Raw genomic sequence first — 16,867 nt, 5'->3', positions numbered from 1 at the left:
AAACACCCTCGATCACCGGATGCGCGCCAGCCCGCGCCAACGTGCGCCACGGCGTGCCGAGCCGCCCGCGCCGGTACCGCGCGACCGGACCCTTCCGCACGGGTCACTGCGTGAGCCCCCGGGGCCAGGGAGTGGCAGAACACAGTCCGTGGGTGTGGCAGATGCGGCAGTTGGGTTGTCGTCTCCGCGTCGTGGTGGTGACCGCGGATAACGTCGCCGCAGGGACAACGATTCGACCTCACCAAACGGGACGTTGGGCCTCAAGTGCAACGAACAAACTCGCCGCCGCCGGGGCATAGTCGTGGGCACGTTGACGTCCTCCTCTGGTCGGAGCCAGGGGAGCCCCACCTGTCCCTGCCCTCCAGAGGGACGTCAAAGCGGCCATTTCTCGACGAGTCCCCAAACCGTTCCCGCTGCACCGAGGCTGAGGACGGTAACGCCCGTCACCTTATCGATGAGATGCGGGTGATCCCATGTGATCCATAGACCTAAAAGCGCCAAGACGATGGCCACAATCGGCCACCGCAGTTTCGCGTTGTGGTTCACCGTTTCTCCGATCCGAGTCGGTTCTCATGCGTCAGGCTGAGTACGCCGACCCGTGCTTCACCCTGCTGCCGTCCGCCGCCGCGTCTCGCTCGTTCGACTAACGGTTGGCATCGACTAGTTTCCGTCAGAGGAAGTCGTCGCCGTCGCGGATCCGCTGCCGAAGCGGGTCCAGCGGCACCTCGATCAGGTAGTCGTCGTCGAAGAAGCGCTGCCGATAGGCGTGCAGCGCGAATTTCAGCGCGTGACGGTTGGCGTGCTGGCCGAGGAACTGCGGGCCCGCCGTAAGCGGCACCATACCCGCGGTCATCCAGTACTTGTTCAGGCGTTCGACCGTCTCCAACTGCTCGACGGACGGTGCCGGATCAGCCTCGGAATCCCAATGCGGATGCATCAGGATCAACCCGTTGGACGTGGGGATCATCGGTTTGTCGCGGCGTGGAGACCCGTAGCTTTAGCCGCGGGAGGAAACGCCGCTTCTCCTTTCACTCTGGTGTCGGTGGTGGGGGTTAGGTTGCGGGGGTGTCGCGTTATCGGTTGCTTCCCGCTGCTGGTCAGGTGGTGGGGTTGGCTGAGCATTGCCGGCACGCCCGGTATGTGTGGAATTTGGCGGTCGAGCAGCAGCAGTTTTGGCGACCGGGCCGTCGCGCGCCGGGCTATCACGAGCAGTGCGCCCAGCTGACTGCCGCGCGCGCCGAATCAGCCGCAGCGGTTGGGGTTTGCTCGCCGCGCGGCTGCAGCACAAAGCTTACGGTCGGGTCGAGCAGATCCCGGCCGCATTCACGTCGCAACGTTGCTCGGCGTGCGGGCACGTCGCTGCCGGAAACCGCAAGAGCCAAGCGGTATTCGACTGCGAGTCCTGCACCACAGGTCCGTGCAACGCCGACGTAAACGCTGCACGCAATATCGCCGCCGGACGGGCGGTGACAGCACGGGGAGACCTCGGCGCTAGCCGGTCTATGAACCGTGAACCTCAACACGACTCTCCTGCCGCATAGGTTGTAGGGGAAGGTTGGAATCCCCTGGCTTCAGCCAGAGGAGGACGTCAACGTTTCGATGCATTGGCAGCATAGGGACCACGCGCCAAGGCGGTGGCCCTGCAGCGCGGGGTCCACGACGATCCACAGCGCGATCATGACGACCTCGACACAGTCGGAGAACTGTTGTGCCAGCTCGGGTCCGATGCAGTGGTCGTCGAACAGTGGGGCGAACCGGTCGGTGCGTAGGTGGTGGAACTCCTCGCGGCCGAGCAACTCCTGGGCGAGACCTTCGACGCCGGTGCGGGCCATGACAAAGTAGCTCTGGCCGACGACCACGTCCGGGTCCCCCACGTGGGAGTCGACGTGGGTCATCGTGATGTCGGCGCGCCACAGCACCGTTCCGGAGTCGTAGACGGCGTCGATGGTTTCTAGGTGCAGGGACGGGCTGAACATCTCAACAGTCGCGCGGGCCGGGTCGAGGGTGTTGACGAAGTCGTCGAGAGAGATCCTCGTCGTCGTCTCCTCCGCCGCAGGCCGCACGCGACTGGCCGCGCCTGATCTTTGTCAAGGCTACTCAGCAGCCACCCAAGGCGTACGAATCGTTGGTCGGAGACCAGGCACTTTGAGGCGAGTTGGGCACCTAGCCGTCGGAGAATCGTTCGAGGTGTGGGCAGCCAAGGGAGGCAACTTGAAACAACGGTCCAGATTGTGTACCTCATGTAGCACGCTGAGTTACGATGTGCTACATGAAACGGGTTGGTGTCCGTGAATTGCGCCAGAATGCGAGTGTGCTTCTGCGCGCGGTGGCCGACGGCCACACCATCGAGATCACCCACCACGGGCACCCGGTCGCGCAATTGATTCCCGCTACCAACGACGCCTGGTCGGCCCTGATCGCCAGCAAGGAAGTCACGCCCGCCCGCCTCACCCCGGCCCAGATCCTTGACCACCCGCACCGCCGCTACAGCCCCCAGTCCCCGCCGCCGTGATCTACCTGGATCCCACCGCCATCATGAAACTCATCACCACGACGCCTGAGTCCCCGGCCCTCGCCGACTACCTGCGCTCGCGCACCGACACCACCTGGTTCACGTGCGCCCTCAGCCGCGCCGACGTCATGCGCACCGTGGCCACTCTTCACCCCGACGCCGCCGAGCACGCCCACCACGTCCTGGCCGGCCTGGACCTCGTCGCAGTCACCGACCGGCTCCTCGACGTCGCGATCGAGCTCGCCCCCGCCCCGGGGCACACCACCAACGCGCTCCACATCGCCGCCGCCCTGTCCGCCGGCCCCCGACTCCACACCTTGATCACCTACAACCCCGAGCTGACCCGCGACGCCGCAGCCCACCACATCACCACAACTTCGCCCGGAGGTTCACCGTGATACGCGCCCTGATCGCCGCGGTGCTGCTCACCGGCGCCGCCGTCCACTTCTTCGGCGCCCCCGAAGACGCCGCGCTCGGTTACAGCCTTCTGCTGTGCGGAGCGCTCTGGTTCACCTGGCCCGCCGCCCGCGTGGCCGCCCGCCAGATCCGCCGTGTGCGCCGCCGGCGCCATCCCCGCCGCGCTCCCGCCAAGGCCGCCGCTCCCGGCCCCCACCTGACGCAGATCAACCACCATCACCACTACTACAGCGGTCCGCCTATGGCGACACCGCCGGTCACGCTACGCCCGGACTACAGCCGCCCGGCACTACCTGAGCGCAGCAGCCAGCAGCTCGCCCATGACGCCATCTACAACACCATCGACAGCGACACCCTGTAGCCCATGAGCAGCACAGACCAAGTCCTCCACACCGACCACGGCTGGGAAAACGGCCGCCTCATCTTGGCCTCGCTGGCCCCACGCACAACCACCCGGCCCGCCCGCCGCGGCCTACCCCCACCACCCGACGACGACACCCCCAACGACAGTCAACCGCCGGACAAGCCGGGCCTGCTCACCCGCGCCCTACGCGCGTCCGGACGCGCGGCCCGCGCCGGCGGCCGCGCGTTCAACAAGCGAGTGCCGCCCGATCGCCGAATGCACACCGCATTCATCACCGCGGCCGCCGTGGTGATCCTGCTGGTGGCCCTGGCCGCCGTCAACTACCTCACCTCTGACATCAACCCGCAACCCCACATCACCACACCGGCCGCGACCGCACCGCCACCACCCTCACAGGCGCCGCTACGGCAAGACACCATCCTCAAAGGGGTCACCGCCAGCGACGTGTGCCCGCGCGACGCCAACTACTCCGACGCCAACCGGGCCTTCGACGGCGACTTCAACACCGCATGGGTCTGCACCCGGGTCAAGAACCAGGACGGACAAACCCTGCAAGTCGACTTCGGCCGCCAAGTCACCCTGACCCAACTCCGGGCCATCGGCGGCTTCGACGCCACCGCGCCCGACGGCTCCGACCAATGGTCCAAGCACCGCATTGTCACCCAACTCGAGGTGTGGTTCCCCAAGGACCTCAAACGCGACCCCGTCGTCATCGACACCGCAGGGGCCAGGGATTGGCGCTTCATCACCTTCAATCCACCAGCCACTGTCAGCAAACTACTCATCCGCGTCAAAGCAACCTCTGATCCGCCTCAATCCGCAACGTCCCCAAGCCCAACCGCGTCGGGGACTCCCGATGAGGTGACCACCGTAGCTATCAGCGAGATTCAATTCATCGGCACCGAAGGCACCCACCCGACGTGAGGTATGACGTGCAGATCCGTCGCGCCGGCGAAGCGCCGCGGAATATCGTCCACGCCCACTAAGCCGTGATGCAGGCTGCATCACCGGACCATCACCACGCAGATAGATCCCACCGCCGAGCGGGCGGGTACCGTCGATCCGGTGGCCACCCAGACGCCTGTGCGAAATCCGGCATGGGCACCGATGCTGGCGACGCTCGGCACCCCGCCACGACGCGCGGATGGCTGGGCCGTCGAGTGGAAGTTTGACGGCCAGAGAGCAACCGTCCACGTCCAGCACGGCGCGGTCACGGTCTTCACCCGCCATGGTGCAGACGTGTCGCGGACCTTCCCCGAACTCGCCGGCGTGGCCGCCGCCATCGGCGATCGCCAAGCGGTTCTCGACGGCGAGATCGTCGCCGTCGATCACACCGGCCGGCCATCGTTCACCCGCCTGCAGCGCCGCTGGCCACAGCAACGTCGACCACACCCCGAGCTGCTGCGCGAAGTGCCCGTCCGCCTGCTGGCTTTCGACCTCCTAGCGCTCGACAACCGCAGCCTCACCACTCAGGCGTATATCCAACGCCGCGAACTGCTCGACGCACTCATGGTCGTCGACAAGTCGCCCACCCTGACCATTCCGCGTGCCCTGACCGCGGTGGTCCCGGCAGACATGCTCGACGTCGCGGCCCGCCACCAGATGGAGGGAATCGTCGCCAAGCGCCTTGACGCGCCCTACCGGCCCGGCCGCACCACCCAGTGGATCAAGTCCCTCGTCCGCCCAACTTGCGAACTGATCATCGTGGGCTACTGCCACGCCGCCGGTCCCGGGGGACGCACCAGTATCGGCTCACTGCTGCTAGCCGGCCACAACGACGACGGCGACCTGATCGTCGTCGGACAAGTCGGAACCGGATTCAGCGACACCACCCGCCGGTACCTCTATGCCATGCTCCACCCCATCACGCGCACCGCCACACCCGCCGCCAATCCCGTTGAGGCACACGGGGTGTCGTGGGTCGAACCCGAACTGGTCTGCGAAGTCGCTTACCGCGAATATGTGGCCCACCGCTGGCTTCGCCACGCCAGCTTCAAAGGATTACGGAACACCGACCCCGCCCACATCCGTATCCCGAGCGACCGCTGAAGCAGCTACGACGCGGTTGCCTCAGGCGGGGACAAACCCGGACCCTGTTGGGGGACCTCACGCTTTCTCATCGAACCCGGGGCGAACCGCCTTCTGGTGACTCGCGACCGGGCCGTACCGCGGGTATATATCGCGCGCCTCCCTGTATATACTAGGCACGTGGGCAAGCATCTGATCGACATTGACGAACAGGCATTGGAGATGGCTCGCGCAGAACTGGGAACAACCACGATCAAAGAGACGGTGAACGCGGCTCTGCGCCGCGCGACGTCGCACCGCGCAGAACACGTGGCCTCCGCTCTGGATGCACTGGCCGCCGCGCCGTCCGAAGATCGCGCCGAGGCATGGCGCTGACGTTTCTTATCGACACCAGTGTGATAAAGCGACTCAGCCAGCCCAGCGTCCGGGAGGTGGTGGAACCGCTCGCGGCTTCGGGCGAACTCGCGCGGGCCCGTATCACCGATCTCGAGGTCGGCTATTCGGCGAGGAATGAAGCCGAGTGGGACGACTTAATAGCGGCGTTGGATGCATTCGAGCTTGTGGAATCGACCGAATCGCATCATCGTCGCGCGCTTCAGGTCCAGCGACTCCTGGCTCAGCGAAGCCAGCGCGGCCGCAAGATTCCTGACCTACTCATCGCCGCCGCCGGAGAAGAACACGGACTCACTGTTCTTCACTACGACGCAGACTTCGACCTGATTTCGGCAGTGACTGGCCAACCTTGCCAGTGGGTGGTGCCTGCTGGGACCGTCGACTAGAGCGCCCTTGACCAGTTACGGGCACAACGACAGCCCGTCACGTGACGAAACGCGGAGAGGGTCAGAGGACGCGTGAAATCGACGCCATAACCTTCAGACGCCGGTGCGATACTTGTCCGATCTCAGTGAACCTTGGGCAGCATTCTCATCGAAACTGGGGAATCTGGCCATGTCCGCGATTAGCTGACAGCGGATCCAGCGCCGGCTACGACCGAGGCTCTTTTCCCCGCCCGCTAAACCGAACTGCCCTCAATCACGTTGAAGCGCAACGAAGCTGCTACAAGCCGGACGTTGGGATGGTGGTGACCCCACCATCACGCGGTGGTTGGTCAGCGACCCTTACGCTCGCGAGGCCCACGATTTATAGCCACGTATAGGCGCGTATAGCAATCGGCTATACCGCGCTGGGGGCCGGCCATCCGGGAGATGCCGGTTGGGTAGGAAAGTCGCCGCGAGGATATCGGCCGCCGCGTTTGAGATCGGGGTGTTGAGGCGCCTTGGCGATACAGGTGTTTTCGTCTTCGATGACATTTGGCCATTCGTCGCCGATCCCGGTCTGCGCGAAGTAGCCGCCTTGATGGCTGGTGATCCGCCAGCCGTTGAAGACGTCGGCCGACGGTGCGCGAGCCGGTCCCTGCTGGGGGAATTGGGGTGCCGGCTTTGCGGGAGCCGTCATGGTGATCCGCATGGATGTAATGCCTGAATGCGGTGGCGGCAGAGCGATGTTGGGTTCGTACCCGTCTCGGGCTAGTTGAGCTGTGCCAAACGTGTATTCGCAAGCCAGCACCGTCACGTCGCGGCCGGACGTCGTTACAGAGGAGATGTGCACCTGGTCAGTGCCCACCCACGGGTGTTCGCGTTCGTAGTGCTTCGGCCAGAGGTATTGCGTGCCGGTGGGATGGTCGATGGATTGGTTGGGATCGACGGACTGCTGGAAGCCGGGATACAGGTAGCGATTGTCTCCTGTGATGGAGGCGAGTAGGTAGGACTCGGCGTAGGCGCGTACCGCTACCACGGGCCCGGTCGTGACGTCGATGCCGGGTTCAGCGGTCCAGACCACCGTGAAGTCGTTCAGGGTTGTCGGCCAGCCGGAGGCGCGGGCCGTCGGCGTTGGACTTCCCTGAGCGTGACGCGTTGAATCGCAGCTCGCGGTGGCACAAAGGGTCGCGATGATGGTCGAGACCGCGGCGAACCTGGGCAACGCGCGATGGGTGGCGGTCATCCTTGGTCCTTGTCTGGCCCGCGCAACCGAGCCGTACATCAAAATTGGCTCGACGAGCGGGAGATGCGCCAGAATCCCGGATCGAGTTCTTCGGCCAGGTCTGCCAGCTCGTCGACGAACTGCGCGGCAGACGGACCCTCGATCACCAGCGTCACGTAGTCACTGCCTCCTCGAGAGGAGGTCATGTGTGCGCCTTCACGCCCGGCCCAGGCCGTAGCGGTGAGCTGCTCGACCCGCGCCACGTCATCACTGGTCTCCAAATCTCCTGTGGCAACAGACAAATAGTGCTTCCCGTGCGCCGCATCCTCTGCTTCGGCGACCAGCTCAGCCTGCCGAAGCTGTTCGAGATATGCCTCAACCGCGTTGCGCGGCCGCCCAGCGTTCCCATCCTGCCGCATCCCTGGATTATGCGGTCCACCGCTGACAAGGTGATGCAGCCTGCATCACGTGACGATTGAGGGAACAAATCCACCTATCTGGCTCGTACCTTCAGCGGGCCTCTTGCGATAGCTTCCGCTGGGCCGGGGCGAGGATATGCGTCTCTTTCTTCTCGGGCAGGTCGCCGGCGCAGGTGCTGATCCCTTCAATGGTGGGGGAGGGCTGCTCGTTGATCTGCCGCCTCACGGGGATCGCCAGCCGACCGGGCCACCGGTATATCCGCTGCTGTCGCTTCGCGGACTTACAGTCCCACCAACGAAAGGCGGAAGACACATGACTCACCTCGCGAGCGCACACCACACCGGTCACGGATTTTTCAACACGCTGGTACACGGATTCGCTTGGCGCACTGGCAGTGACGCGGCCGGCGCTCTCTTCCGCCTAGCGCCAGGACTCGTCATCCTCACGGTGGTCGCGGTGGTGATTTTCATCGGCGCGCGTTGGCTGCGTCGCCGCAACCTTTGACCGACTGAAGGTCGGTGCGAGCGCCTTGTCCTGGCCGCTGCCAGTTGTCGACGGTGTCTGGGAGCCAGCCTGGGTGGCGGATGTCGGCGCCGTCGGTCAGTTCTCCATCGGGCTGCGGGAGTCGGCCTTCGACGTGGTAGCGGCGCACGGTCCCGTGTGCGAGGCCGCGGCGGTTGGCGAAGCCACGCAGGGACAGCAGCTCGATCACACGCACGACTTTACAACACAATTGACCTTACAGCGTGTTCGCTGTAAGGTTCGTGGTATGCCCACCCCCACGGTGCCTTTCAAGGCCGGCGACTATCTCAGCGCCGGCGAAGCATGCCAGGACGCCGTCAGCCGGCTCGATGCCTTCGACGACGTCGCAAAGATCGTGGCCAGAAACGCCGTCGTCGAACTCATCAACCTCCAAAACGGCACCATCAACTGCCACCAGGTCGCGGTCATCGCCAGCATTACGCCAGTTGGCCAGCCTTCATGGCGAAGGCGACATCAAATCAGAAGCCGGCGCGCTTCGCGCGTTGCTCCACGCCGGCGCGGAAGCGGTGGGGGAGCGCGTGCTCGACGTCGGGTACGCCGAACTGGCGGCCGAGTTCAACAGTGAACCCGCCAGCGTTGAGCGGCGAACTGCGCGCAACCTGCACGTCCGTAGGAGCAGGGCCGAGCGGTGAATCGCGGGGTGCGGAGCAACGTATACCGCGTCGATTTTGGACACGGACCCGAATCCTGGGTGGTCCTGAGCAACAACTCTCGCAACAGGAACCTCGACACTGTGTTGGCGGCGCGGGTCACCACGACGACCATGAGTGAACGCCGCCTACCCACCGTTGTCTCGTTGACCGACGCTGACCCGCTCGACGGCTTTGTGCTTGTCGACGACATCGTGCAGCTCTATCACGACGAACTCATCGAATCGCTCGGCAGCCTTTCGCTACCGACAATGCGGGAGATCAGCGCAGGGCTGCGGATATCTCTGCCCTAGGGGATGGAATCGGAGGGGATCTGAATGCTCACCATGTCACTGGACCGGGATACCGCGATCGCGTTGATTGTCCGAGCGCGCCAGCTCCCGGCCGCGGACTTGGATGCCCTCGACGACCGCGAGTTGCAGGACCGACTCCGAAGTGTCGATATCCGCCGCATGCTTGCGATCACTGACGGCTCGACAGAGGAGCCCGCTGCACATACAGTGCGGCACAACGGAATCGGGCTCGACATGCAACTCACCCCGCCTGAGGCGCGAGTTGTCGCCGACGAGTTGGTGCTGGTTGGGGATAACCTGATCCGCAAAGCGCTCGCCCAGCTCGACCGCGGCGCGGTGCTCGATGAGCTGATGCGGGCGGCGAACGGCCTGCTGCAGCGCGGGAACGAACTCCTTCTTGCCGCGGAACGGGCTGAGAACGGGCAGGCGGCGCTCTAAGCGTCTATCGGTTTCGACGCCCAGTATTCGCGCAAGCTGGCGATCCGATCGCCGTCGAGCTCGAGGATGGCCACCTCTCGCATCAGTTTGCGGTGGCCTTTGACGAGGTCGTCGAATCGGGCTTCCCATTCCGCGATGACGGTGGATCCGTCGACGTACAAGGTGATGAGCCGCGCGTCGATGTTGGCCTGCTCGCGCGCAACTTTGGTTTCCCAGTACCGTCGAATCTCGGCGGTGGTGCGCATCGGCTCGTCGAGGACGCGTTCGTGATACGTCGCCCCGGGCGTGAAGATCGTGACGATCAGGTCGGGGTCTTGCGTTGTCCATGCGCGCAGATAGGTGTCGATGAGTTGGCGCACGTGCTGGTGGCGTGTGGGTGCGTTCACGGGTGCTCCGTTACCTGGGCGAGCGGGATTGGCCCGTCGAAACGTGTTCGGTCGCTGAGGATTTGGAAGATCGTTTTGGGTTCTGCCAGCTTCACGGTCGTTAGATCCACGCCCGCGCGGGATCCAGGATCTACTCGAGCCCATCGCCATCGCTCCGAAGTGACCTCGGTGTCGGTTAGGACTGCGGTGTAGTAGCCGTCCATTGACGTTTCGCCGGGCAAGACGGCCAGATGGATGGAGCCATAGAAGTAGCGGTCGTTGACATTGCGCCACTTTCCGATGATGTGGCGGCCGAAGACTTCGGCTTCGATGTCGTTGGCATAGCCGCGTTCGTGGTCTTCGAGTCGTGGGCTCGGTGGGTAGTTGGTCGCTGTTATGCCGCCTTTGGTGACGTCGACCTGTGATAGATCGGCGTGATGCAGCCCGTCGACCATGTAGCTCGTCACCCATAGGCCGGCGAGGTCGGTCGGTTCAATGCCGGGCCGGACACCGGTCAGCAAATCGCCCCGGTGCGGGGTGTCGGGGTGTCCAAACAGTTCTTTGGCGGACCAGCCGGGGAACATCCGCTCTAACACGGCGCAATGGTAGCCGCGTGGGAGATTCTGGATTTCGCCTCCGAGCCAGCGGTAGTACTGCGCCTTCGTGGGGGGTGCTGCTTGGCGTGAGACGCCCAATTCCTTTGCGGTCCGGTTGTATTCGGCGACGAACTCTGAATAGGCGTGCAGGTGGCGTTCCTCGAGGAGGGATTTCAGAGCTATCACACGCACGTTGATCAGCCTACCTATCAACGAGACTGAACGAGACGCAGAGAGACTTACCGCGCACTCCACGCGCCCCTTCGAAGGGCTAGACGCCTACGGCTTTAGGTCGTCTTTCCCTAGGCTATATGTCCATATTATATTGACTGTCGGTTTTATCCGGACATATGATCGGTTTATGCGTACTGCGGCGCCGGCGTTGCTTCCGGTCTTTCGGTCCCAGCACCAGGGCGAACTCCTGGCGCAGCTGCTGCTCAATCCCGACCGGGAGTACACGGTCACCGACCTCGCGCGCACACTTGGCGTTTCGAAGCAAACCGCCCAACAAGAGGTCGAACGCCTCGTCACCGCCCACGTGTTGCGCGATCGCCGCCAGGGCCGCAACCGACTGATCAGCGCCAACACCAGTCATCCTGCCTACACGCCACTGACCCAGCTCGCGCTGCTGACTTTCGGTCCGCACACGGTCATTGCCGAGGAATTCGGCGCCATCCCCGCTGTGGAGCAAGTCCTGATCTTCGGGTCCTGGGCCGCGCGCTACACCGGGCAGCCCGGGCCGCCGGCCAATGACATCGATGTCCTCGTCATCGGCCAACCCACGCGTACCGATCTGTTTGATGGGGCCGACCGCGCCCAGAAGCGCATCGGCATTCCGGTCAATCCCGAGCAGGCCACACCGGCGCAATGGGCCGACCCCAGCCAGTGGGCTCTACTTGCCGAGATTCAGCGGCGACCCTATGTCCAAGTCTTTCCCACACAGGACGCAGCATGAGCGGTTGGAAGACGGGCCGAGCGGAGATCTCTGCGCTGGTTGAGCGCGGGCACCTTGAGCGGGTCAGCGGGGACGCCGCCAACGGCGCTTACCTGCTTCAACAGGCTCGACAGCGGTTGGCCGGTGCACGCGCCGCCCTCGCTGCAGATCACATCGGGGCTTTTGAGCTGGCCTACGACGCTACCCGCCAGGCGCTCACCGCGCTCCTGGTGCAGCAGGGCCTGCGTCCGACGACTGCAGGGGGCCACATCGCTGTCGCCGATGCGGCCGAAGCACAGTTCGGCGCATCGTTTCGGGCGTTCAACCGAATGCGCAGAATCCGTAACCAGCTCGAATACCCACGCAGCACAACCGATCTCGATCTTCCTGCCGCAGACACCGACCATGCGCTCGCTGACGCCGAACAGATCATCGACGCCGCCGACAAACTTCTCCCCGAACTGGGGATGTGGCCATGACCTCGACAAGGCGCAGGTCAGCGTTCAAAGCGGTTTCCATTGTCGGCAGATGCTGGGACAATGCACCCATGGGGACCAAATCGAAGCTGCAGATCGACACCCAAGAGTTGGCGTCTGCGGGCGGTAAAGCAACGCAGACGCTGACCGGTAGCGCCGCGCCGACGTTCGCCCCGCCACCGCCTGCCGCCGCATCCAAACTCGACGCAGCATTGGTTGGCGTGATCGCGAAAACCGAAGCTGTACGCACGAACGTGGACACCCAAGACTCGCTGTGGGCCACCAAGCAGCAAGCGGCACTCACCCAGTCACCACCGGTGCTGGCCCAACAGGATCAGCACGCCGCCCAGGACTACAACCAGGTCCAGTTCCCGATGCCGGTCATGAAACCAGGCAGCGGACCCAACCTGCCAAAAGCTACTTAACCAGGAGTTTTCACCATGTCGATCGCCCCACCGGCCCAACCCGCGTGGCCGCCGCCCCCACCGCTGCAGCGGCTGCGCCGCTGGCCGGCGATCGCGGCAGCCGCAGGCGTCGGGGCAGTCATCGCCGGAGTCATCACCACACTGGTCACCATCGCCGCCACACCCCGCGTGGCCAATAACAGCACGCCAGCCCAGGCACCGACGGTCACCGTGACCGCCGCACCCCCAGCACCAACCGCTCCACTGCCGGCCGCTGAGGCCGACAAGAAGACCTGCCAAGCGTGGGCGATCACCGACGACCTGGTCACCACCGCGGCCTCGGGCCTCAACGTCATCCCGCAGAACATGCCGTTCACCGACCCCGCCGTACAGGCCAACCCCACCTGGAAGGCAGCAGTGGACCGCGCCAGCCAGCTCTACGGCCAGGCCGCCGAAACCCTGGCAGGCCAGATCGCGCCCGGCACCAGCCCAATGCTGGCTGGGTTCGCTGACAGCACCGTCAGCGCGCTACGCACCCTCGCGGTGGCCTACAAGACCTTCGACCCCACCTCAGGAAAAGTTGTCGACATGTTCACCGCCGGCCGTGACTCCCTCGATTGGGTGTGCGGACGATGACTCAGCACCACACCGTCGACATCGCTTTCCCGCCGCCGCTGCCTCCGCCGCCGGATCCAGGGAAGTGGCCGCCCCCGCCCGGGCCGCCGCCACCTCCTCCTCCTGGCGGGTCGCGGCGGAGCTGGCCCGCACTCGCCGCCGCAGCAGCGGCGGGCGCGGTTGTGGCCGCGATCATCGCCGCGGTGATCACCATGCAGGTCCGCGACACCACGCCGGCCGCCGCGCCGACGCACGCGCCCGTGACGAAGACCGTTCAGCCGCCGGCGCCGGCGTCCCCGGCGCCTCTGCCGAGCGCGCAAGCAGACCACCAGACCTGCTACCAAGGCTGGGACTCCGCCGACCACTACGCCAACATGGCGCACGATGCACTGCCGGTATTGCCGAAGGACGTCAAGATCGGCGACCCCGCGATCCAGTCCAATCCGGATTGGACAGCCGCCTTGCAAAAGTCTGGCAGCCTTTACCAGCAGGCTAGCGATGCCTTGCGCTCACAGATTGCGCCGGGCACGACGCCGGTTCTGCTTGAAGCGTCAAACACCGCAGTCAAAGCACTGCAGACGTTAGGAACCGCTATCGCCACCGGCTCGCCTGCCAATGGCAACGCGTTCGGCATCGCCGACGCCGCCGCCAAGGAAGTTGGCACTCTGTGCAATCGCTTGGCACCTTAGGCCGAAAGGACTGGAATGGCTTCTGGCGCTGGCGATCCCGCAAAACCTACTACTGAGCACTCGCAGGCGATCTTGGGGACGTCCTGGCCGTTGCAGATGGCCTCCGCGTGGTCGGCTTATGCGGAGAGCTTCATGGGCGCGGCAAACAAGTTATTCCCTGAACTCCATACGCAGCACGACATCCGCAGCATCGTCGCGCCGATGGAGGGCGCCTTTATCGATGCGGCCCGCAGACTCGTCGACGGTCGTCAGACGACGCTGGAGAATCGTATTGAGGGCTACCGTTACCTCGCCAAGAGAGCGTTGTGGGCCTCGGGCGAGATCCATGCCACGAAGGCCGATTTGGTCGAAATCGTCAATAAGGCCGAAGAGGACATCAAAGCCGCACGCGAGGCCGCCGAAAAGGCCAAGCAGGCGGCCGCGGCCGTCCCGGGTGCTGCTGCAGCGATCGACGCTCAGCTCAAGGCGGACATCGCTTCAATCGTTGCCGGCGCCGCGGGTCTGGCCCAGGCGCGCGATGCCGAGGGTGCAGGGAAGATAGCGACATTGGCGGCCGATGTCGGCAAGTGGGCGGTGCCGTACGGCAACCCAACACTGCCCGAATCCGGCGGCGTCCCCGGCGTCGGCGCTCCCGCGCCTGCCGCACCAGCTCTACCTGCGCCTCAAGGCGGTGGCCCTAAGGTCGAGTCCGTTCATAACGGCACCGGGCTAAAAGATAGCCCGGATACAACCCAGTTCAACAAGGGTGACACTCCGCAGTCCCAGCAGCAGAATCAGGTGCAGCAGACCGCCTTTCACAAGCCGGATGGAACTGATCAGAACGGGACTAACCCGAAGCAGGCACCGGCTGCTCCGCAGATGGGATCGGGCGGTAGCAATCCGAGTTCGGTGATCGGACAGATGATGAAACCGATCTCGTCGGGCGCCGGGGGAGGCGGATCGCCCGCGTCGATGGGATCGATGATGTCGCCCGGATCGGCAGGTGCTGGCAACGGTATGGGTAACCCGGGTGGGATGAATCCTGCTGGGACACAAGCCGGGCAGTTCCCCAACGCTACCGGCGCGGGCACTGGAGTCGGGACCGGCACCGGCGCGGGCGCGGGGGCCGGTCGTGCGCCGGGGTTGGCGGGTTTGGGGTCCGGTATTGCTGAGACATCGGCGCGGATGGCGACTGGAGCGGTCAGCGGTGTCGCGAATGGTCTTGGCGCGGCAGCCAATGTGGGTCACCAGGTCGCGCAGAATGTTGCCGCGGCGGCGGTGCCGGCTGCTACCACTGTCAGTTCGTCCGCGGTAACAACTCCTGCGGCTGCCGCACCCGGCGTTGGTGGTGCCCCGATGGCGATGATGCCGTCGGCCGCCGCGGGTGCGACACCGGTGACTCCGGTGAGTAGCACGGGGCCGGCCGGGCCTGTGACGCCGTCAACGCCCGCGGGCGGTCCGCCAGGGGGTAGTGGGCCGCCCCCGGCGGCGGGCGGCGCGCCGAATGGGGCGCAGGTGGCGCCGTTGGCGATGCCCCAGCAGCATGCCCGTATTCAGGCCATCGGTGCCGACGGTGCCAGCGGTGAGGTGTTGTTCCAGCAGGCCATGGACGCCGGCCATGACGTCATCGAGGCCATGCTGGCCCAGACCCTGGCCCAGGGCTATATCCAGACTCACTACGCGGTCTCGCTGATTTACGAACGCACCGGGGGAGTTACGGCGTGGCTGGCGACAAGCGAGGGCCCCTCGAGCATCCCGCTGGGGGTACGGGTGCCGCAGGATGTGCGGCTAGCGGTCACCGATCCGGTCGTGGGTCGCGAGCTGTGGGAGGCCAGCGCCGCCGTCGGCGGGATCAATCCCCTTGATGTGGTGGTGCGTCACGCCCAAGCCCGAGAGATGGCCGCTCCAGGTGCACGCGTGTTGGCGATCGCCTCATCACTGCCTATGCAGCAGATGACCGACTGGACCCATCAAGTCAATGCGCGGGCTGTCGAGGTCAACCCTCGCGACGTCTCGCCGACCACCAACCCAGGCGGGCATTTTGTGCATCGCTGCCAAGTCGCGATGCCGTGGGAGTGGCGGCAGGCCAACGCTTTTGATGAGCAACAGCGGTTGCAGATCGCGGCCCGGCACATGCACATGGCGGCCCTTTCTGGTCACCTGCACGGGGCTGCGAGCGAGAAGGTTATGCGGCTGTTCGAGGAACGCAAACCGATCGGGGACGAGTTATGGGCGCAGGTTCGCCAAGAGCGGTTCATGGCGCTGATCGAATACGAACAGGCCATAGGCGGCCAGGGCCATGGCGGATCAGAGCCAGCGTTGTCCTTGGCGACGGTGCGGGCCGCTGAAGTAATTGAGTCGTTGCGTCACTACGACACCGCGGAGGGGTGTGCGGACTTGTTGTATGCGACGCGGTTGGCCGGCGCCCCGTTGAGTCCCGCGGCCGCCGTCGCCTGAGCAGGGGCGTGTGGCGGGTGGAGTACGGCAGTGAGTGTTGGCAGAAGGCGGCAACCGTCACCTACGTCGAACGGCGCCGCAGCTGCGCGGAATCGATTCTCGATCGGTCGCGGCGGGGCGCGTTGGAGGTTGATTGGCGCGACCAACTCGTCGACGCGGCTTTGCTGCGCGTCGCCGCGGTTCCCATCATGCAAACCTACGTCGACATCGATGTGATGGTGGCGATGGAGGTGGCCGGCTGGCCCTGTCGGCCGTGGGAGCCGTATGCCGCCAACGGCGACTGGCGGCTCGCGCTCGAGACGTGGTATGAGGATCGGTTGGCCGTCGAGGAAGCTTACGAGGCGGCCGGGCGGACCGGGCTGATCAACCTTGCCCGTGCAAGAGAGAGCAGCTGGTGGCGCGACCAGCAGCGCGGCCGAGACTTCATTGGCGCGTGGTATCGCGCCGGACTTGCCGCCGGCGGCGAGCCGTGCGACTGGAGGAGCTGGTTCAAACAGCGGATCAGATTGCGTGAGGAGACCGATCCGCTGCGGATCCGCGGCCGCGATCGCAGCTTAGCGGGCGTCGACGCGAACAGCTGGATGGAGGTTCTTCCCGAATGTTGGACCCGCACTCAGCCTTGACGTCAGGCGGCGCTCGCCTTGCATGCCACGCCGATCCTGCTGCGGCAGTGTTGAATTCGCCGAGGAGTCGTTGAGTGCCGCCCA

Annotated in this window: 26 protein-coding genes and 1 pseudogene; 19 read left to right on the top strand and 8 right to left on the bottom strand. The window is 65.1% G+C overall.

The window, feature by feature from the left end; translation table 11 throughout:
* Window positions 1–670: 670 nt before the first annotated feature.
* Window positions 671–967 carry a hypothetical protein gene (locus tag BN973_RS27785; protein ID WP_036473430.1) on the bottom strand — a complete coding sequence of 99 codons (297 nt, stop codon included), beginning with the start codon at window positions 965–967 and terminating at the stop codon, window positions 671–673.
* Between the two features lie 98 nt (window positions 968–1,065).
* Here BN973_RS27785 and BN973_RS32235 point away from each other — a divergent pair.
* Window positions 1,066–1,161 (top strand): annotated as a pseudogene (locus BN973_RS32235) (helix-turn-helix domain-containing protein); the annotation flags it as partial.
* Entirely contained in the window at window positions 1,143–1,541 is a 399-nt protein-coding gene (locus BN973_RS30825; protein WP_308012934.1) for a transposase, read from the top strand. The pseudogene BN973_RS32235 and the gene BN973_RS30825, both read left to right, overlap by 19 nt.
* A 30-nt stretch (window positions 1,542–1,571) precedes the next feature.
* On the opposite strand, the gene BN973_RS27780 is transcribed toward BN973_RS30825, so the two are convergent.
* Window positions 1,572–2,063, bottom strand: coding sequence for a hypothetical protein (locus tag BN973_RS27780; RefSeq protein ID WP_036473429.1), 492 nt, complete (start codon window positions 2,061–2,063; stop codon window positions 1,572–1,574).
* Window positions 2,064–2,269: 206 nt separating this feature from the next.
* Between BN973_RS27780 and BN973_RS27775 the strand changes: the two genes are divergently transcribed.
* The 7 genes from BN973_RS27775 (at window position 2,270) to BN973_RS27745 (ending at window position 6,100) form a co-directional block, all read left to right on the top strand.
* Window positions 2,270–2,512, top strand: a complete 243-nt coding sequence (locus BN973_RS27775) for a type II toxin-antitoxin system Phd/YefM family antitoxin (protein ID WP_196771116.1) — start codon at window positions 2,270–2,272, stop codon at window positions 2,510–2,512.
* Window positions 2,509–2,910 (top strand): PIN domain-containing protein, encoded by a 402-nt coding sequence (locus tag BN973_RS27770; protein ID WP_051641673.1) that lies wholly within the window; start codon window positions 2,509–2,511, stop codon window positions 2,908–2,910. Before BN973_RS27775 ends, BN973_RS27770 begins: the two co-directional genes overlap by 4 nt.
* A complete protein-coding gene (locus tag BN973_RS27765; RefSeq protein ID WP_036473426.1) occupies window positions 2,907–3,290 on the top strand; it encodes a hypothetical protein in 384 nt (127 codons plus the stop codon). The genes BN973_RS27770 and BN973_RS27765 overlap by 4 nt, the downstream gene beginning before the upstream one ends.
* Before the next feature lie 3 nt (window positions 3,291–3,293).
* A complete protein-coding gene (locus BN973_RS27760) occupies window positions 3,294–4,217 on the top strand; it encodes a discoidin domain-containing protein (protein ID WP_036473425.1) in 924 nt (307 codons plus the stop codon).
* Between the two features lie 141 nt (window positions 4,218–4,358).
* The gene (gene ligD / locus BN973_RS27755; RefSeq protein WP_306460743.1) at window positions 4,359–5,342 is read left to right on the top strand and encodes a non-homologous end-joining DNA ligase; all 984 of its coding nucleotides are present in this window, start codon (window positions 4,359–4,361) and stop codon (window positions 5,340–5,342) included.
* A 159-nt stretch (window positions 5,343–5,501) separates the two neighbouring features.
* A complete protein-coding gene (locus BN973_RS27750; RefSeq protein ID WP_036473423.1) occupies window positions 5,502–5,696 on the top strand; it encodes a hypothetical protein in 195 nt (64 codons plus the stop codon).
* Window positions 5,687–6,100, top strand: a complete 414-nt coding sequence (locus tag BN973_RS27745; protein ID WP_036473422.1) for a PIN domain nuclease — start codon at window positions 5,687–5,689, stop codon at window positions 6,098–6,100. The genes BN973_RS27750 and BN973_RS27745 overlap by 10 nt, the downstream gene beginning before the upstream one ends.
* A 394-nt stretch (window positions 6,101–6,494) precedes the next feature.
* Here the strand turns inward: BN973_RS27745 and BN973_RS27740 are convergent, their stop codons facing one another.
* The 4 genes from BN973_RS27740 to BN973_RS31255 form a co-directional block, all read right to left on the bottom strand.
* Entirely contained in the window at window positions 6,495–7,322 is an 828-nt protein-coding gene (locus BN973_RS27740) for a hypothetical protein (protein ID WP_225337324.1), read from the bottom strand.
* 38 nt (window positions 7,323–7,360) lie between these two features.
* Entirely contained in the window at window positions 7,361–7,720 is a 360-nt protein-coding gene (locus BN973_RS27735; protein ID WP_036473420.1) for a hypothetical protein, read from the bottom strand.
* Window positions 7,721–8,187: 467 nt separating this feature from the next.
* On the bottom strand, window positions 8,188–8,433 hold the full coding sequence (locus BN973_RS27730; RefSeq protein WP_036474016.1) for a hypothetical protein: 246 nt from the start codon (window positions 8,431–8,433) through the stop codon (window positions 8,188–8,190).
* Between the two features lie 92 nt (window positions 8,434–8,525).
* The gene (locus BN973_RS31255) at window positions 8,526–8,672 is read right to left on the bottom strand and encodes a hypothetical protein (protein WP_156959195.1); all 147 of its coding nucleotides are present in this window, start codon (window positions 8,670–8,672) and stop codon (window positions 8,526–8,528) included.
* 17 nt (window positions 8,673–8,689) lie between these two features.
* Here BN973_RS31255 and BN973_RS31250 point away from each other — a divergent pair, with 17 nt between their 5' ends.
* Genes BN973_RS31250 through BN973_RS27715 form a run of 3 tightly spaced genes read left to right on the top strand, consistent with a single transcriptional unit; the run spans window position 8,690 to window position 9,645 of the window.
* A complete protein-coding gene (locus BN973_RS31250) occupies window positions 8,690–8,896 on the top strand; it encodes a hypothetical protein (protein ID WP_139813875.1) in 207 nt (68 codons plus the stop codon).
* A complete protein-coding gene (locus BN973_RS27720) occupies window positions 8,893–9,207 on the top strand; it encodes a type II toxin-antitoxin system PemK/MazF family toxin (RefSeq protein WP_036473419.1) in 315 nt (104 codons plus the stop codon). The genes BN973_RS31250 and BN973_RS27720 overlap by 4 nt, the downstream gene beginning before the upstream one ends.
* 24 nt (window positions 9,208–9,231) lie before the next feature.
* On the top strand, window positions 9,232–9,645 hold the full coding sequence (locus tag BN973_RS27715) for a hypothetical protein (RefSeq protein ID WP_036473418.1): 414 nt from the start codon (window positions 9,232–9,234) through the stop codon (window positions 9,643–9,645).
* On the opposite strand, the gene BN973_RS27710 is transcribed toward BN973_RS27715, so the two are convergent.
* The gene (locus BN973_RS27710) at window positions 9,642–10,031 is read right to left on the bottom strand and encodes a nuclear transport factor 2 family protein (protein ID WP_225337326.1); all 390 of its coding nucleotides are present in this window, start codon (window positions 10,029–10,031) and stop codon (window positions 9,642–9,644) included. The genes BN973_RS27715 and BN973_RS27710 overlap by 4 nt on opposite strands.
* Window positions 10,028–10,798 carry a hypothetical protein gene (locus tag BN973_RS31860; RefSeq protein WP_225337327.1) on the bottom strand — a complete coding sequence of 257 codons (771 nt, stop codon included), beginning with the start codon at window positions 10,796–10,798 and terminating at the stop codon, window positions 10,028–10,030. The genes BN973_RS27710 and BN973_RS31860 overlap by 4 nt, the downstream gene beginning before the upstream one ends.
* Window positions 10,799–10,967: 169 nt before the next feature.
* On the opposite strand from BN973_RS31860, the gene BN973_RS27700 reads away from it, so the two are divergent.
* The 7 genes from BN973_RS27700 to BN973_RS27670 all read left to right on the top strand — a co-directional run bounded on the left by BN973_RS27700 (window position 10,968) and on the right by BN973_RS27670 (window position 16,783).
* Window positions 10,968–11,561: a MarR family transcriptional regulator gene (locus BN973_RS27700; protein WP_036473413.1), complete on the top strand. Its 594-nt coding sequence runs from the start codon at window positions 10,968–10,970 to the stop codon at window positions 11,559–11,561.
* Entirely contained in the window at window positions 11,558–12,019 is a 462-nt protein-coding gene (locus tag BN973_RS27695; RefSeq protein ID WP_036473412.1) for a hypothetical protein, read from the top strand. Before BN973_RS27700 ends, BN973_RS27695 begins: the two co-directional genes overlap by 4 nt.
* Before the next feature lie 68 nt (window positions 12,020–12,087).
* Window positions 12,088–12,441: a hypothetical protein gene (locus BN973_RS27690; protein WP_051641671.1), complete on the top strand. Its 354-nt coding sequence runs from the start codon at window positions 12,088–12,090 to the stop codon at window positions 12,439–12,441.
* A gap of 15 nt (window positions 12,442–12,456) precedes the next feature.
* The gene (locus BN973_RS27685; protein WP_036473410.1) at window positions 12,457–13,056 is read left to right on the top strand and encodes a hypothetical protein; all 600 of its coding nucleotides are present in this window, start codon (window positions 12,457–12,459) and stop codon (window positions 13,054–13,056) included.
* A gap of 161 nt (window positions 13,057–13,217) precedes the next feature.
* Entirely contained in the window at window positions 13,218–13,724 is a 507-nt protein-coding gene (locus BN973_RS27680) for a hypothetical protein (protein WP_081284880.1), read from the top strand.
* 15 nt (window positions 13,725–13,739) lie between these two features.
* Window positions 13,740–16,160 carry a hypothetical protein gene (locus tag BN973_RS27675; RefSeq protein WP_036473408.1) on the top strand — a complete coding sequence of 807 codons (2,421 nt, stop codon included), beginning with the start codon at window positions 13,740–13,742 and terminating at the stop codon, window positions 16,158–16,160.
* Window positions 16,161–16,177: 17 nt separating this feature from the next.
* Complete coding sequence (locus tag BN973_RS27670; protein ID WP_036473406.1) at window positions 16,178–16,783, top strand: hypothetical protein; 606 nt, start codon at window positions 16,178–16,180, stop codon at window positions 16,781–16,783.
* The last annotated feature ends 84 nt before the right edge of the window (window positions 16,784–16,867 follow it).

The sequence above is a fragment of the Mycobacterium triplex genome, assembly GCF_000689255.1.
In the GTDB taxonomy this organism is placed as follows: Bacteria; Actinomycetota; Actinomycetes; order Mycobacteriales; family Mycobacteriaceae; genus Mycobacterium; species Mycobacterium triplex.
Note: the sequence above shows the minus strand (reverse complement) of the source record. Positions and strands in the feature narration are given on the sequence as shown.

What these genes read in the sequence shown, in the direction of transcription:
- BN973_RS27785 (WP_036473430.1), bottom strand. Translation starts at nt 967, where the DNA reads ATGATCCCCACGTCCAACGGGTTGATCCTGATGCATCCGCATTGGGAT.
- BN973_RS27775 (WP_196771116.1), top strand. Translation starts at nt 2,270, where the DNA reads ATGAAACGGGTTGGTGTCCGTGAATTGCGCCAGAATGCGAGTGTGCTT.
- BN973_RS27760 (WP_036473425.1), top strand. Translation starts at nt 3,294, where the DNA reads ATGAGCAGCACAGACCAAGTCCTCCACACCGACCACGGCTGGGAAAAC.
- BN973_RS27745 (WP_036473422.1), top strand. Translation starts at nt 5,687, where the DNA reads ATGGCGCTGACGTTTCTTATCGACACCAGTGTGATAAAGCGACTCAGC.
- BN973_RS27740 (WP_225337324.1), bottom strand. Translation starts at nt 7,322, where the DNA reads ATGACCGCCACCCATCGCGCGTTGCCCAGGTTCGCCGCGGTCTCGACC.
- BN973_RS27735 (WP_036473420.1), bottom strand. Translation starts at nt 7,720, where the DNA reads ATGCGGCAGGATGGGAACGCTGGGCGGCCGCGCAACGCGGTTGAGGCA.
- BN973_RS31255 (WP_156959195.1), bottom strand. Translation starts at nt 8,672, where the DNA reads ATGACCGCGACCTGGTGGCAGTTGATGGTGCCGTTTTGGAGGTTGATG.
- BN973_RS27715 (WP_036473418.1), top strand. Translation starts at nt 9,232, where the DNA reads ATGCTCACCATGTCACTGGACCGGGATACCGCGATCGCGTTGATTGTC.
- BN973_RS27700 (WP_036473413.1), top strand. Translation starts at nt 10,968, where the DNA reads ATGCGTACTGCGGCGCCGGCGTTGCTTCCGGTCTTTCGGTCCCAGCAC.
- BN973_RS27695 (WP_036473412.1), top strand. Translation starts at nt 11,558, where the DNA reads ATGAGCGGTTGGAAGACGGGCCGAGCGGAGATCTCTGCGCTGGTTGAG.
- BN973_RS27690 (WP_051641671.1), top strand. Translation starts at nt 12,088, where the DNA reads ATGGGGACCAAATCGAAGCTGCAGATCGACACCCAAGAGTTGGCGTCT.
- BN973_RS27685 (WP_036473410.1), top strand. Translation starts at nt 12,457, where the DNA reads ATGTCGATCGCCCCACCGGCCCAACCCGCGTGGCCGCCGCCCCCACCG.
- BN973_RS27675 (WP_036473408.1), top strand. Translation starts at nt 13,740, where the DNA reads ATGGCTTCTGGCGCTGGCGATCCCGCAAAACCTACTACTGAGCACTCG.